Origin of the sequence: Glutamicibacter sp. NPDC087673, assembly GCF_044743255.1 — a bacterium.
GTDB lineage: Bacteria > Actinomycetota > Actinomycetes > Actinomycetales > Micrococcaceae > Glutamicibacter.
The window spans coordinates 558,312-573,103 of record NZ_JBIUWB010000001.1; the positions used below are offsets into that span (position 1 = coordinate 558,312).

The 14,792-nt window shown below is 59.6% G+C and carries 12 protein-coding genes and 1 pseudogene; 4 read left to right on the forward strand and 9 right to left on the reverse strand.

What is annotated here, in order from left to right:
* Nucleotides 1-158 precede the first annotated feature (158 nt).
* The 4 genes from ACIOTL_RS02615 to ACIOTL_RS02630 all read left to right on the forward strand — a co-directional run bounded on the left by ACIOTL_RS02615 (nt 159) and on the right by ACIOTL_RS02630 (nt 5,452).
* Nucleotides 159-2,387 (forward strand): SpaA isopeptide-forming pilin-related protein, encoded by a 2,229-nt coding sequence (locus ACIOTL_RS02615; protein ID WP_388024917.1) that lies wholly within the window; start codon nt 159-161, stop codon nt 2,385-2,387.
* A 131-nt stretch (nt 2,388-2,518) separates the two neighbouring features.
* Nucleotides 2,519-4,015 (forward strand): SpaH/EbpB family LPXTG-anchored major pilin, encoded by a 1,497-nt coding sequence (locus ACIOTL_RS02620; RefSeq protein ID WP_388024915.1) that lies wholly within the window; start codon nt 2,519-2,521, stop codon nt 4,013-4,015.
* A 96-nt stretch (nt 4,016-4,111) separates the two neighbouring features.
* Nucleotides 4,112-5,062: a class C sortase gene (locus ACIOTL_RS02625; protein ID WP_400341672.1), complete on the forward strand. Its 951-nt coding sequence runs from the start codon at nt 4,112-4,114 to the stop codon at nt 5,060-5,062.
* 162 nt (nt 5,063-5,224) lie between these two features.
* Nucleotides 5,225-5,452, forward strand: coding sequence for a hypothetical protein (locus ACIOTL_RS02630; RefSeq protein ID WP_359195296.1), 228 nt, complete (start codon nt 5,225-5,227; stop codon nt 5,450-5,452).
* A 463-nt stretch (nt 5,453-5,915) separates the two neighbouring features.
* On the opposite strand, the gene ACIOTL_RS02635 is transcribed toward ACIOTL_RS02630, so the two are convergent.
* The 9 genes and pseudogenes from ACIOTL_RS02635 to ACIOTL_RS02675 form a co-directional block, all read right to left on the reverse strand.
* On the reverse strand, nt 5,916-6,254 hold the full coding sequence (locus ACIOTL_RS02635) for a hypothetical protein (protein ID WP_400341674.1): 339 nt from the start codon (nt 6,252-6,254) through the stop codon (nt 5,916-5,918).
* A 231-nt stretch (nt 6,255-6,485) separates the two neighbouring features.
* Entirely contained in the window at nt 6,486-6,926 is a 441-nt protein-coding gene (locus ACIOTL_RS02640; protein ID WP_400341675.1) for a hypothetical protein, read from the reverse strand.
* 130 nt (nt 6,927-7,056) lie between these two features.
* Nucleotides 7,057-8,110 (reverse strand): annotated as a pseudogene (locus ACIOTL_RS02645) (IS3 family transposase).
* A gap of 66 nt (nt 8,111-8,176) precedes the next feature.
* Nucleotides 8,177-8,449 (reverse strand): hypothetical protein, encoded by a 273-nt coding sequence (locus ACIOTL_RS02650; protein ID WP_400341676.1) that lies wholly within the window; start codon nt 8,447-8,449, stop codon nt 8,177-8,179.
* A gap of 118 nt (nt 8,450-8,567) precedes the next feature.
* Nucleotides 8,568-8,885 (reverse strand): hypothetical protein, encoded by a 318-nt coding sequence (locus ACIOTL_RS02655; protein ID WP_400341678.1) that lies wholly within the window; start codon nt 8,883-8,885, stop codon nt 8,568-8,570.
* Between the two features lie 249 nt (nt 8,886-9,134).
* The gene (gene allB, locus ACIOTL_RS02660) at nt 9,135-10,517 is read right to left on the reverse strand and encodes an allantoinase AllB (RefSeq protein WP_400341680.1); all 1,383 of its coding nucleotides are present in this window, start codon (nt 10,515-10,517) and stop codon (nt 9,135-9,137) included.
* A 151-nt stretch (nt 10,518-10,668) separates the two neighbouring features.
* Nucleotides 10,669-12,462: a glyoxylate carboligase gene (gcl, locus tag ACIOTL_RS02665; protein ID WP_400341682.1), complete on the reverse strand. Its 1,794-nt coding sequence runs from the start codon at nt 12,460-12,462 to the stop codon at nt 10,669-10,671.
* 267 nt (nt 12,463-12,729) lie between these two features.
* Nucleotides 12,730-13,641, reverse strand: coding sequence for a 2-hydroxy-3-oxopropionate reductase (locus tag ACIOTL_RS02670; protein ID WP_400341683.1), 912 nt, complete (start codon nt 13,639-13,641; stop codon nt 12,730-12,732).
* Between the two features lie 25 nt (nt 13,642-13,666).
* Complete coding sequence (locus ACIOTL_RS02675; RefSeq protein WP_400341685.1) at nt 13,667-14,470, reverse strand: hydroxypyruvate isomerase family protein; 804 nt, start codon at nt 14,468-14,470, stop codon at nt 13,667-13,669.
* Nucleotides 14,471-14,792 lie beyond the last annotated feature (322 nt).

Genomic DNA, 14,792 nt, shown 5'->3' on the forward strand with positions numbered 1-14,792 from the left:
CTTCCGTAGTGGAGTCCAGAGCTCTTAGAGCTGCGGCAACCTATTCCCCAATCTGTGGTCCCGGATATGTCTACGGGCTGACCTCTGCTGGACAAATCCGTGCCGTTGCACCAGATGGAGCTGTTTCAAACCTGGGCAGTGCTGTCAACCAGGCAAACATGCAGATGAACGGCCTAGGAATCGGTGCCGGCGGATCCACAGTATTCGCTTACCACCGCAGCACGGACACGCTAGGTGCCACGGTTTACCGTTTCGACGTCAACACAGGTTCCTGGTCCACCACCGGCGCTGCGGTAAACTCCAGCACACTGAATCGTTCGGCAGTATTCGTTGCAGGAGCAGTCGATCTGGGCACCGGTCGCTATTACATCGGCGGCTACACCCCTACCGGCAATAGCACACGGTCATTCCAGCTATGGGAATACAATCCTGCGACAAATGCGATCTCTTACAAAGGGCGGATCGCTACAGATACTGGATCCACCGCTGCGGCGAACGGCGACATGGGTTTCGATGCGAACGGAAACCTCTTCGTTGTCCGTGGCTCCGGAAGCACTGCGACCATATACTCTGTGACGGCAGCTAATCTGGCGTCTGCGAATGGCGGAATTATAACTTCGTCAGTCAGTAACACGGTTAATAACACCACGACCAACGTCAACGGTGTTGCCTTCGACGCCGACGGCAAGGGTTATCTGAGCTCGGGCGATATTGTGCAATCTTATGACATGCCTGGGTGGAGCAATCCGAAAACCGTCGTGAGCTCGAATTTCGGCGGAAGTACGGACCTCGCATCATGCGGATCACCGCCGACCATCACCATTGAGAAGTTTGTTGAAGGTGGACGTGTAGCATCAGGTGATCAATTCGGTTTGTCCCTACGCCAGGGAAGCGCTAGCGGCACTGTCATCGGCACGGCAACAACTACTGGCAACGCTAATGGGCAGCAGCCCGAGCGTGTTGGTCCCCTGCCGACTGTACGCAATGTCGAACTGCATTTCGCGGAAACCGCCGCAGGAACCACAACCCTAAGCAACTACGCCTCTAGCTACCGTTGTCTGGTCGATGGCGTTCAAACCGTTCAAGGCACAGGTACTGCAGGAAAAATCACGATTCCTTCCAGCGGCCAAGCAGTGGAATGCCGGTTCTACAATTCACCGCTCATCGCGCAAGTGAACGTCCACAAGCAAGTCACCGACTCAAAAGGTGAGAACCCTCAGCCAGGAAGGAACTGGACTGTAGGCGCTGCTGCGCAATCTGTAACCGGCTCCGTATCTTCTAGCCCATCAGCAACTACGCAGCAGACGAATGCGGAAGGATCGTCCTCATGGCGTTTCCAATTCGGTGCAAGCACCCACAAAGCTGACCTGAAAGTACGTGAAGTCATGCAGGACGGTTACAAATTCGCTAGCGGAAAATGCGACGTGACCAAGCTTGACGGAACCAAAACGACTATCGCTTTGACCGGTCCGGACAACAATCCTGCAGCTGGAATCGTTCCTGGGGACGTAGTTGACTGCACGTTCGTCAACAGCTTGAAACCGGCAAGCGTATCAATCGGAAAGCACCTTCAGGATTTCAAGGGACAGAACCCTAAACCAGCCAACAACTGGACCGTAGGCGCCACCCTGGCAGCCGGAAGCAGTTCTGGAACCAGCATCAGCACCCCGGCAACCGCGCTGACTGGTGCCGATGGCGAGGTCGCGACACCATGGGCTATTAATTTTCCGAACAATCCTACGGCCACTGCCAACGTGACTATCAGCGAGACCATGCAAACCGGGTACGACTTCGTCAGCGGTGTGTGCTCGGTGACTAGTGCCGGCGGAGCCAAAGCAGAAAAAAGCCTCTCTTCAGCGGCTTCAGTCCTGACAGGTCTTAAACCAGGTGACGTTGCTGAATGCACCTTCACCAATAAGCCCAAGAGCGGAGCAGTTCACTGGGAAAAGATCGACGAGGCCGGCAAGGCCCTCTCCGGATCGCAGTGGACGCTCACCGGGCCATCGAATTTCAATGGCGGGCAGGGGCTAGCAATCCAGGACTGCACCGCGCAGGAAGCTTCTTCGTGCACCGGTGCAGACCGTGATCCGCGGGCAGGCGGCTTCAAGATACCTGAATTGCCATGGGGAGAATACCAGTTGGAAGAAACCAAAGCACCAGCTGGCTATTACCCACTCGAAAACCCACTCGTGTTTGAAGTATCTGCCGATACCCTGACTCTCGACCTCGGCCCAATTGAGAACACCCGGCGCGAGGGCCCGGCAATACCACTGACTGGCGGGCTAGGCAGTGATTTCTACAGCATGCTCGGTGGCGGGATCCTGGCCGCGGGTCTTGTTGGTGCAGGGCTTATCCGTCTGCGCAAACGCCGTCAGGGGGTTTCATAACATCAATACCTCCTTGTAAAACCCGCATCATGCGCACACTAATCCCTCATCTCGAATCCACTCGAAGAACAATTCATCAGTCCACCCGAACCCGATGCGCGGTGAGGGAACGAAAGGAAAACGGAAAAACAATGACCGTTAAGAATCCGCTCCTAAGGCGCGCAACCGCCGCCATTGGAGCCATCTCGATCGCAGCTAGCGGGCTGCTGCTTCTTGGTTCACCTGCCTTTGCAGCTGTGGGCCCCGACCAGCCGGGCGCTCCGTCTAGCGGCACCCTGACGGTGAACAAGTATTCGGGTTCACCCGTTGGCACTGGGGAAACTCCTGACCCCGAAAACTTGCTTGATGGGGTTGAATTCACCGTGCAGCAGGTCGGTAAGCTCAACGCAGGGAATTCATGTGATCCAATCGATCTGTCTGCGGCTACCGACTGGAACGGCTTGAACGGATTGTTCAACTCAGCACCAGCTGCTCCTTCCGCGCCGTACTGCTTGATTTCAGGTACCGATGTTGCCCAGTCGACAGTGGATGGCTCTACTGTTTTCAACTTGGACTTAGGTGTCTACTTCGTTCGCGAAACTGACCCAGGCCAAAACAACATCGTCTCCAAGGTCCCGGACTTCTATGTTTCGATCCCTACCTCTGAAGGTGCCGAAGGCAGCGGCTGGAACTACAACGTAGTAGCCGACCCGAAGAACCAGATCCTGGATGAACCAACCAAGACCATCGATCCTGCACAGTCCGAACTGACCGTAGGCAGCGATGTGACCTGGACGCTGAACGTTCCAGTACCTACCCTTAACAATGGCGAGAAGTTCACTGAAGCCATCGTTCGCGACGCCCTCGATTCCCGCCTGCGCTACGTAGCTGAGTCGACAGTTGCCACGGTCGGAGGTACGCCACTTGTTCAAGGAACCCACTACAACGTCACTGGAAACGCCGTGTGGACCTTCACCGCAGCTGGCCGCGCAGTGCTCGATGCGAATATGGGCGAAAGCATCGCTCTTAGCTTCGACACCACCGTGCTTTCTGTCGGCAACGGGGCTATCCCGAACGACGATTACAAGAGCACCTTCAACGGCACCACGGTTCCAGGCGAACAAGTTCCTTACACCTATTGGGGACAACTCTCGATTCTGAAGACCGATGATTCCAAGCCCAACGCGCTAAAGCTGGCAGGCGCTGAGTTCCAGGTCTTCAACCTCACCGGTGAGACCTGCCCGGCAGAAGCTCCAGCTAATGGCACCGTGGCCACCGGCACCTCCGATGCCAACGGTCTTGTGCAGTGGAGCCACACCACCCCAGCCAGCAGCCCTCTGGGCCTTTGGATCACCAACGTTGACAACGGTCCAGCGGCGCCTGCCCCATCCAAGGACTACTGCGTTTATGAAACTGTGGTTCCAGCTGGCCACACCGCAACGCCAATCGACAATCCTGTCACCATCACCCCGGGTGAGAACAATGTCAATTCGATGACCGTGGTGAACGCCAAGACTGAAGGTCCAGATCTTCCGATGACCGGTGCTCAGGGCACGATCCTGCTGACCGTAGGCGGACTGGTAATCGTTGCCGCAGGCGGAGGACTCCTCCTCGCAGCCCGTCGCCGTAACAACAAGCAGGATGCCTAAGCTCCAGCTGGCCTGAACGTATAAAGGCCCAGAATTTGGCGGCGGTGCATTCATGTGCCGCCGCCAAATCTATTTCACCACCTATGAGGAAAACTAGTGAGTACATCGAGACTTAGGCGTCACGCACCGCACAGCGGGCGCCATCGGAGTTGGAAGCTGCCCTGGCTGGAGAGCCTCGCGGCCATCCTGATCCTCGCAGGAGTCATGACTTTCATGTATCCTCGCACGGCGTCATGGTTCTCGCAGCGCGAGCAGTCCCGCGTGACTGAGATGGCGCTCAACGAGATGCGAGAAGCTCCGACCAATGACGCAGCATATCGGGCAGAACAGATTAGCCGCGCCCATGAGTACAATGACGCCTTAGCTAGTGGCGCCGTATACCGAGCTAATGAGAACATCGCCAGCAGTGACATCAACGTCGCTGAAGAAAAGTTGGACTACGATTCAATGCTGGACACCACCGGCAACGGGTTCATGGGGCGCCTTCGATATGAATCTCTCGACATTGACCTTCCTATTTACCACGGCACAAGTGACGAAACACTGCAACGCGGCATTGGCCATCTGGAGGGAACTTCGCTGCCGGTCGGTGGAAATGAAACCCGTTCTGTATTGACAGCGCACCGCGGACTACCGGAATCTACGCTATTCACCCATCTGGATCGGGCACAGATCGGAGACCGCCTAACTGTTTCGGTGCTCGATCAGACTTTAACCTACGAAGTTGTAAAAACGGTGGTCATTGACCCAGACGAAACCGAAGCTATACTCCCTGTCGCCAATACCGACATGCTGACACTTGTTACCTGCACTCCTCTCGGGCTGAACAGCCACAGGATTCTCGTCAATGCAGTGCGAGTAACACCGACTCCACTAGCAGATGAACTCGCCGCAGCAGAAAAATCCGAACTACCTGGCTTTCCGTGGTGGGCCGTAGTCCTGAGCGCTGTGCTTCTAGCGGCAGTTGCATTCGTCTGGCGCGCTGGCTACGCGCAGGCCAACAGACATACCCGCGCCTCGAAGCGCATGGCTGAAGAAAACACATGAGTACCATTTGCTGTTTACGGCTTCCAACAGCATGCAGAGTTAGAAGTATTCCGATAACAGCCAAACCTCTCACGAGAGATACGTCTTCGGTATCTCGGCTGAGCGCCCATCCAATCAAATACGCCGCGGATAGTTCTCCGACACGACAATCAAGCAGGAATCATGGATTCTGACAAACAGTTCGTTCCATACTCGCTCACTATCCGGATGGAAGATGATGATTCCAGCTACGCCTTGTATGAAGCGCTGAAAAGATACAGAGATGGTTTGTTATCGGGCCCATCGGAATCACCGGAAATCCTTAGTTCCGTCACTCATTTGATCCAGGTGGTCGAAGAAGCATGGGAAGAATCGCCGAATGGTGATGACACACTGGTATTGGGAGACTGAATGCCAGCCAATGGTCTGCTTGGGAATCTACGGCCTGTAATGCTGAAGAAGAACACTTCTTGGGTGTGTGGCTGCATAACCAGCATCAGTCCCTTGATGAGAAGACCCCCGCTGTCAATGCACGCGGGGTCTTCTCATCGGCAAGGAAAGCAACCCGCAAGTTTTTGGGGAAAACCAGCGGGCCCACTGGGAATCGTTATTCTTGGGGGAAAAAACGATTCGCCGCCCAGTGGTTGGATCTGAAAATCTAGCAAACGAAACTAGCCTAGCTGTAAATCCGTATCTCCGGTTTGCCGACATGCTGGACCGCACGATAAGCGGAGGATTCCGTACCATTTTTGCTGCCAGCGGTGCATGTCGTAACGCATAGAACCTCGAGAATGCGGGCCCGCAGAATCTTTCTGTAGTTCTCATGTCGCTTTGGCTTTTCCAAGAGGCAAATCGGCAGCGCCGTCCAGGCTGCTTATTTGCTCAATGAAACGTAGTCGTGAACCTTGTACGGTGCGGTGTCGGTGAAAGTGGAGAAGAACGTCTGATTCCCTCCCCAGCCCAGGATACTCCGTTCTTGGTGACCCATTGCCAGGTGGCGGTGACCGCAACGGTCTGGCTCGTGGCGCTCTGCCATCAGCTTCACCGAGGGCTTGCTGGTCGCCTTCTTTTCTGCGGCTGTCAACCATTCAACACCGGTCGCGGGCCGTTCCGAGCCGATGACCTCTTTGTCCCGTTCGCTGGTCATGAGCTTGCGGGCGCGCAGTTCAGCTGCGGTGCGGTTGAAGTCCTTGTTCGGTTTCCAGGTGGTCATGAACATTGCTGCTTTGCTTGGCCAATTCGATTTTGGCGGGATCATCCACAGCATCCCCGTGCTTGGGGCCGCTGCTTAGGGAGGGGCTACTGGCAGTTGGTGTCCGCATAGCCGTCATGGGCGGGAAACTGATAGGTTCGGCGTCTGTTCCCGCACTGGTGCATCCGGCCAGCTCTGTAACGCGTGCCGCCACCAGGGCGAGGCTCATGAGTTTGGGGGGGCTTTGGATGTTCACTTTTTGCTGTCGAAGGATCGATACCGGGTCATAGGTATTGCCGTTGTTGATTGCTGGGCGGTCGAAACCTGAGGTTTTCGGGTTGTTGGTCTGGAGGTGGACGTGGATGCCGCTGGAATTGCCGGTAGCACCCGGTTTGCCCAGCGGTTTTCCCTTCTCACCACATTCCCGGTTTTGACCAGCAGGGAGTGACCTTGGGCTTCGTGGAACTCGAATTCCGAATACAATGCTTCGGTCAACTGGGCGACGATGTAGTTGCCATTGGAGTCGTAGAGCTTGTCGATCTTGCCGACTCTGGCATACGTGATTTTCATGTCCGTGGGATCGTGGAAGTAGGGGTCTGATCCTGCCAGGTAAACGCCTTCCTGCATCATCAGGAAAGGCATGCCACAGCAGCTGGCCAGCGGGCACGCACGCGGCCCGAATGGAGAGGTCATCCTCGAATTGGGCATGAGGTGTGCCCATTCATCCGCTTCCAGGTCACCAAAGTTGAAACCACCAGGGGCTTCGCAGGTTGAGGAATAGCCCTGCTGCGGGGTCTGCTGAGGGTTTGGTTGACACGAAGGTTTACTCTGCCAGAGCGACAGACTCGAACATTATAGCCTCGAACTGGCTCGCGGTCATTTTCCCCAAAACCTCGTCGCCTGCTCTTGCGGTTATACCTCCCCTCCAGGTACCCAACAATGGCCAGACGAAGTTCCTGGCGGGAGGACCACCAGCGACGGTCCAACACGTTCTTCTGCAGCATGCTGAAGAACGACTCCGTAGCCGCATTGTCACCAGCTGCCCCAACCCTGCCCATCGAACCAACCAGCCCCTGACACTCGAGAGCCTGGGTGAATTTCCTGGATCGGAATTGGCTGCCACGGTCGCTGTGAACTGTGACCCCACACGGATGGCCTCGGTGCGCCACTGCCATTTCCACGGCGTTGACAGCCAGTTGGGTGTTAATCCGCGAATCCATTGAATAGCCAACGATTCGGTTGATGAAGACGTCTTTGATCGCGCATAGGTATAGTCTTTCCTCACTCGTGTGGTGCTCGGTGATATAGGTCAACCACAACTGGTTGGGTCGCTCGGCGGTGAAGTTCCGCTGCACTAAGGTCATCATGCACCACAGGGCCTGCCGGAACGTGCTTGCGCTTGTGTTGACTGATCACTAAGCGGATTGCAGCCTCACGACACAGCCTCCACACCCGCCGCTCAGAGACGGGCTTCTTCAGCCACTTGTAATACGCCTGGGTGCTGAATCCCAAGACCCGGCGCGTCACCGCCACAGAAATGCGTTTACTGCCTGTTCTGGCGACTAATTCTTGGACGAACGGGCCCAATATATTGGGCAACGGATGTGCGGCTGGGATAAGTAGGCTGCAGCCTTGCGCGGCACTTCGTTCTCCAATTCGAGCTCCCGGATCCGTTTGAGAGCCTGGATCATTTCTTTGCATTCGTCAGCATCGGAGGATGGGGCGAATCCGTGGGATTGGTAGCGGGCATCGCGAACCCAAGTTTGCAGTGCTGTCTTTGAGACTCACAGATCCGCAGCGACTTGCTTCTGCGACATCACTGATTCGACGAGAGCGACTGCGGCCTTCTTGAATTCTTCGGTGAAGATTCTTGGCATGGCTTTTGTTCCTTCGTTTGCGCATAACCAAAGCTTGGTCATGCGGTCGAAGTGTCAACCAAACCCTCAGCACACCGTATGCCCCGGTGCAAGCACCACTGCGGCATGGAGTTGCGGGTCTCGGGCTAGCAGCAGGGAAATCTTCTCGAGTTCTTCCAGCACCTCGAATGGCCGCTCCGAGAAATCATGGACGGCACCCTTCCGGTCCCCCATCCAGGATTTCGCGAACCAGATCCGTCCGGTTTCGGGCGCTGCGCGCACCAGCAAGAGGCGTGACTCGGGATCTGCCCAGCGCAGGAAGCGTGGCAAGGCCGGGTGGACCCGGGATGCGTCAACCACCGCTATACCTCCAGCCCGTTATCGCGCGGGCCAAGCCAAGTGCGGCCCTGCATGGGCTTGAGACTACCAATCCTGTCCTTGACTAACTATCCCGTTGCGGCCGGCCGAATCCCTGTCCTCATCTGCTGTCCTCTAAACCGCGGTTCAAGGCCCTTGTCCGGCGCAGGTCCCCGAGCGCCGAAAGCACTTCAATCCGCGGTGCTGGGAGTTGCCGGGTACCGCTTGCTGGACTCGGAGCCTCATCACGCTCGGCCGGACGCCGATCAGCTGGAGTGCCGTTGGCATGCCGGCGCCAATGGGCATAGGTCTTGAGCCCGAAGGCAAGGAGCACAACCATGAGGATCGCGCCGAGAACCAGCGACACCTGAACCACTTCGCCCAACGCCAGATCGTCGACTTCTTTGCTCATTATCGAAGCAGCAGTAATCGCGTTCATACCCATTTCCTGTATTCAGAGTGACGGCTGCTCTATCCCCATAGTGCTGACAGTCTATGAGCTGGGCAGCCCAATCCTTTAACGCCACATCCAATCGATACCTGTTTGTTATGCGCCAAGGAAATAGCCTGCGTACCACCGGTGAATACGCTGCGAATCTGTGGTGGCCAAAGCACGCCGGGGCTATTATTGCCCACGGCGCGGCAGAGCCCCCGTCCTGAGGACAGGGGCTCTGCGAGGTACCGGTTCCTAGCTCTCGCGGCGGATCAGCTGACCCGTTGGATTCCGGAAATCCACGTCGGTCCCGGCAATGATGGACCGGCGGACCACGCCGCTCAGCGTCTTGCCCTGATACGGGGAGATCGGGTTCTTGTGGTGCAGCTTCTGGACGTCCACCTCGAAGGTGTCCTCAGGAGCGAAGACCGCGAAGTCCGCGTCCTTGCCTACCTCGATGCTGCCCTTGGCGCCCAGTCCGGCAAGCTTCGCGGGATTCAGGCCCATCCACTGCACGACCTGTTCCAGCTTCAGCCCGCGCTTCTTCGCCTCGCTCCAGATCAGCGGCAGCCCCAGCTGAAGCGAAGCCACTCCGCCCCAGGCCACGCCGAAGTCGCCGTTCTCCACATCCTTCAGGTCGATGGTGGACGGGGAATGGTCCGAAACGATGCAGTCGATGACGCCTTCTTCCAGGCCCTTCCAGAGCAGCTCGCGGTTGTCGTTCTCGCGGATCGGAGGGCAGCATTTGAAGGCGGTGGCACCGTCGGGGATTTCCTCGGCCAGCAAGGTCAGGTAGTGCGGGCAGGTTTCCACGGTGAGCAGCACGCCCTCGGCCTTCGCCTCGCGGATCATCTCAAGCGCATCCGAGCTGGACAGGTGCAGCACGTGGGCGCGCACTCCGGTTGTGCGGGCGCGTTCGATCACCTGCGCGATGGCGGTGTTCTCGGCATCGCGCGGGCGCGAGTCCAGGAAGCCGGCGTACTTGCCGCCCACCGGTTGCGGGGAGTTGCCGATGATATCGGAGTCCTCGGCGTGCACGATCATCAGCGAGTCGAAGGAGGCCAGTTCGGCCATGTCCTCTTCCATCTCGCCTACACTCAGGGACGGGAACTCGTCGACTCCAGAATGCAGCAGGAAGCACTTGAACCCGAAGACTCCGGCCTCGTGCAGCTCGCGCAAATCCTTTTTGTTGCCCGGGATGGCACCGCCCCAGAAGCCGACGTTGACATAGGCGTTCTTGGAAGCGGCCGCGCGCTTGATTTCCAGCGCTTCGAGGTTCACCGTGGGCGGGATGGAGTTCAGCGGCATGTCCACGATGGTGGTCACCCCGCCGGCAGCGGCGGCCTTGGTCGCCGACTCGAACCCTTCCCATTCGGTGCGGCCTGGCTCGTTCACGTGCACATGGGTATCAACGAGTCCGGGCAGCAGGACCTCGTCGGAGGCCACCTCGATGACGCGCTCTGCGGCCAGTCCGGCACCCAATTCCTGCACGGCGACGATCTTTCCGTCGCGCACGCCGATTTCGCGCGGGGCAATGCCCTGCGCGGTCAGCACTTGCTGGCCGCGCAGCACCAGGTCATAGGCGGTTCCGGTGGTGGTCGGGGACGATGTGCGGCCAACAGCTTCGTTGATGCTCATGAGGTGTTCCTACTCGTTAATTGCTAGGTGTTCTTGGGGCTCGGCAGCTCTATGCCAAGTCTAGGTTGTTGTGGCGCGGGGCACACCCGTATTGGTGAACCGGTGCCCCGCGCCAAACTTTGCGGGTTGGAGGTCAGCGACGACTGCCCTTTCACGCACCCACGGTGGCCGAGGCTGCCATCGGCACCAACGCGGTTGGTGCATCGGCGGCGTCCAAAGCCAGGTCTTCGAATTCATTGACTGCATCCAGCTGCGCGCCCATGGCGATGTTGGTGACCTTTTCCAGGATCACTTCCACCACAACCGGCACCTGGTGCTCTTCGGCCAGCGCATTGGCCTGCGCGAATCCGGCAGCCAGCTGGCTCGGATCCTCGACGCGCACGGCCTTGCAGCCCAGGCCCTCGGCGACCTTCACATGGTCCACGCCGTAGCCGTTGGTTTCCGGGGAGTTGATGTTATCGAAGCCCAGGGACACGTGGTAATCCATCTCGAAGGCGCGCTGCGACTGGCGGATCAGTCCGAGGTAGGAGTTGTTGACCACCACGTGCACGTACGGCAGCTTGAACTGGGCGCCGACGGCCAGCTCCTCGATCATGAACTGGAAATCGTAGTCTCCGGAGAGGGCCACGACTTTCTCCCCCGGCTTGCCGCGCACGACGCCCAGTGCGGCCGGTCCGGTCCAGCCCAGCGGGCCGGCCTGTCCGGCGTTGATCCAGTTGCGCGGCTTGTAGACATGCAGCATCTGCGCGCCGGCGATCTGGCTGAGCCCGATGGTGGACACGTAGGTAGTGTCCTGGCCGAAGGCGGCGTTCATTTCCTGGTAGACGCGCTGCGGCTTGATCGGCACGTTCTCGAAGTTGGTCTTGCGGTGCCCGGTGGACTTGCGGGCGGTGGACTCGCTGGCCCAGGCCGAGTAGTCCGGCAGGGTGCCGGCGGCCTTGCGCTCGCGCACGACTTCCAGGATGGCCTCGATGGCGGCGCCGGCATCCGAGGTGATTCCCAGGTCCGGGGAGAACACCCGGCCGATCTGCGTGCCTTCGATATCCACGTGGATGAATTTGCGTCCGGCGCGGTAGGTGGCCAGATCCCCGGTGTGGCGGTTGGCCCAGCGGTTGCCCAGGCCCAGCACCATATCCGATTCCAGGAAGGTCTGGTTGCCGTACTTGGTGTGCGTCTGGATGCCGACCATGCCCGACTGCAGGCGGTGGTCATCCGGGATGGCGCCCCAGCCCATCAGGGTCGGGGAGACCGGGATGTCCAGTTCCTCGGCGAGTTCGACCAGCTGCGCGCTGGCGTTGGCGTTGATCACGCCGCCGCCGGCGATGATGATCGGCTTGCTTCCGGAGAGCAGCAGGTCCACGATCTTCTCGGCCTGGCCGCGCGTGGCCTTCGGCTTCTGAACCGGCAACGGCTCGTAGGCATCGATGTCGAAGTCGATTTCGGCCATCTGCACGTTGATCGGCAGGTCGATCAGGGCCGGGCCCGGGCGGCCCGAGCGCATGATCTGGAAGGCCTTGGCGAAGGTGCCCGGAACCAGTCCCGGCTCCAGCACGGTCGAGGCGTACTTGGTCACCGGCTTGGCGATGGACTCGATGTCCACGGCCTGGAAGTCCTCCTTGTGCAGCACATTGGTCGGGGCCTGCCCGGTGATGCACAGCATCGGGATGGAGTCGGCGATCGCGGCGTACAGGCCGGTGATCATGTCGGTGCCGGCAGGGCCGGAGGTGCCCAGGCACAGGCCGATCTTGCCGGTGGCCCGCGAGTAGCCGTCCGCGGCGTGGCTGGCACCCTCGACGTGGCGGTGCAGGGTGTGGCGGATGCCGCCGTGGGCCTTCATGGCCGAGTACAGCGGGTTGATCGCGGCTCCTGGCAGGCCGAACGCCTCGGTGGCGCCCTCCTTGGCCAGGATCTGGACGACGGCGTCGATTGCGCGCATCTTAGGCATGGGAATACGTCCTTTGGAACGAGAAGAGGAAAAGAAGGATACCTACGGCGGGAAGCCAAGGTGCATGAGTCACCACAACGCCGCTTCCTTGAGCACCAGCTAGCGGCGATGAACTGGAACAAAGCCCATTGCGCATCGGGTACGGTGCGTTGGGCCCCTGCCGTGTACCAAGGGTCCGGCGGCACCGGAGCGTAGCCGGTATTGCGCGGCCGCTAGCTGAAGAAGCGGGTTACCTAGTTGTCCCCGCCGTAGGAAGATTTGGTGGTGCTAGGCAGGGACCGGGGCGTCGATCTTTCCGGCCAGGCGCTGCACCCCGCGGAAGAGGCCCGAATGGTCCAGTGTCCCGTCGCCGGAAGCCACGGTGGAGGTGACCAGCTGGGCGACCAGTGCGCCCAGGGGCAGCACGACACCGGCTTCGCGGGCCGCGGAAGTCACGATGCCCATGTCCTTGTTGTGCAGGGCCAGGCGGAAGCCCGGGGCGAATTCGCGGTCCAGGATCTTCTGGGCCTTCTGGTCAAGCACCTTGGAGCCGGCCAGGCCGCCGCCGAGGACCTTGATCGCCGCGTCGGTGTCCACGCCATAGGCTTCGAGGAAGAGCACCGCTTCGGACAGGGCCTGGATGTTGGCCGCGACGATCAGCTGGTTGGCCGCCTTGACGGTCTGCCCGGAGCCCGAAGGACCCACCAGCACGATGGTCTTGCCCACCGCTTCGAGCACCGGCTTGGCCGCCTCGAAGTCAGCTTGCTCGCCGCCGGCCATAATGGACAGCACGCCCTCGATCGCGCCGGACTCGCCGCCGGAGACCGGGGCATCGAGCGGGCGCAGTCCGGCGTCGCGGGCCGCGGCCGCAAGGTCGACGGCTACGTCGGGACGGATCGAGGAGTTGTCGATCCACAGGGCTCCGGCCTTCGCATTGGCGAAGACGCCCTCCGCGCCGAGGGTGACGGCCTGGACGTCCGGGGAATCCGGGACCATGGTGATGACCACGTCCGCATTGGCCACTGCCTGCGCGATGGAGGCGGCCTTGGTTCCGCCAGCGGCGGCCAGCTCATTGCCGGCCTTGTCGCTGCGGTTGTAGCCGGTGACGTGATAGCCGGCGTTGACCAGGTTCTTGGCCATCGGCAGGCCCATGATGCCCAGTCCGATGAAGGCGATGTTCTGCGACATGTGATTCTCCAAAAATTCTTGTGCGAAAAGGTGTTCTCTAGACTGCGGCGCTGCTGCTGGCGCTCTGGAGCCAGTCGAAGGCGGTGGCCGCTCCCTGCTTGTACTCCAGGGCGACCTTGCCGGTGTAGCCCAACTCGCGCGAGCGCTTGATCCAGTCCTGCAGCGGCAGGTCCCCGGTGCCCGGAGCTCCGCGGCCCGGCGCATCGGCGATCTGGATATGGCCGAAGTCCTTGGCATGCGTTTCAATGACGGCGGCGACGTCATCGCCGTTGACTGACAGGTGGTAGAAGTCGGCCAGCAGCGCGATGTTCCCTTCGCCCTGGGCCTTGACAGCCTCGACGACCGCAAGCGCCTGGGCCGCAGTTTTCAGCGGGTAGGCTTCCGTGCCGGAGACCGGCTCGATCAGCACGGTGCCGCCGACCTTGGCCACGCCCTGGGCCGCGGCCACCAGGTTCTCCAAGGCCAGCGCATCCTGGGCCGCCGGGCCGGCGCCCTCGATGCGGTTGCCGTACAGGGCGTTGAAGGCCTTGCAGCCGGTAGCTTCGGCGATCGCCACTACCGCGTCGACATTGTCCTTGAATTCGGACTCGCGCCCCAGCCATGAAACCAGTCCGCGGTCGCCTGCCGGCATGTCGCCGGCGAAGAAGTTCAATCCGTCCAGCTGGACGCCCGCGTTGGCCAGCGAGGCGAGAAATTCGTCGACCTGCTTGCCGGAGGGTGCGGCTTCGCCAAATGGCCACCAGAATTCGACGCTGTCGAAACCCGCCTGCTTGGCGGCATCCGCGCGCTGCAGCAGCGGCAACTCGGTGAGGAGGATCGAGCAGTTCAGAGTGTAGGACACTGGATTTCCCTTCAAGAACATCTTCCAAAGATTCCGCTTTATGGAAGTTAGCTTTTGCTTTATGAAAACTCTAGGACGAGACGCCAATCACTGTCAAGAAGGTTTCGGGACGAAGTGCCGATGCGCGCAGAGTCGCACAGGAGGGCGCTGCAGTGGCATCAGGACAGGAATGGCGCCCGGTGCGATCCTGATAAAAGCAGGCTCATCAGCGGATTCCGGGAATGGAATAAAAGGCTCCGGAATCCGGCCAAAATACCATCTGGTGAAATTATCATTTTCTATTGCGGGAATGTGATCCAGTGCATACAGTGGTGGTTACTCA